This is a genomic window from Shewanella sp. ECSMB14101 (assembly GCF_000773485.1).
GTDB lineage: Bacteria > Pseudomonadota > Gammaproteobacteria > Enterobacterales > Shewanellaceae > Shewanella > Shewanella marisflavi.
This window is the reverse complement of sequence record NZ_JSFF01000077.1, coordinates 1-416: the sequence shown is the minus strand read 5'-3', so window position 1 is coordinate 416 and position 416 is coordinate 1. Positions and strand designations below refer to the sequence as shown.

Here is a 416-nt window from a genome sequence, read left to right as displayed (position 1 = left end):
GCTCAAACTACAAATCCTAATAATCCAATGGTTTTTGAGTGGATTGGCGAAGAAAACAACATGTTTAAAGTAATGACAGCCGAACCCAACCGAAAATTTGGTTTGTATGACAAAAACGGAAAAGCAGTTGTTCCTGCTGAATACCAGTGGATTACTAATAGCGTAAGTCAATTCAGTAAAATAACGATTCTGAAAATTGCAGACGATAATTATAATTTTTTAAACCAGCAGAACGAGTTTATTTTCACCGAAAACATAAGTGATTATGGGTATATCTTAGATGAACATAAACTAAAGAATCCCTTCGCTTCAGGCCGTGGTGACATCCGCATTTTTGTTAAAAGCAAAAGCGGAAAATACGGATTGTTTAACGAAACCAGTCAAAAACTTGGATTATTAGGATTTGTAGTTTGAGC

General features: G+C 35.1%; 1 protein-coding gene. It reads left to right on the top strand.

Translation table 11 applies throughout. The annotated features are described in order from the left end of the window. On the top strand, positions 1-414 hold a 414-nt coding region (locus NY07_RS19570), incomplete at its 5' end, for a hypothetical protein (RefSeq protein WP_039036223.1). Between the last annotated feature and the right edge of the window lie 2 nt (positions 415-416).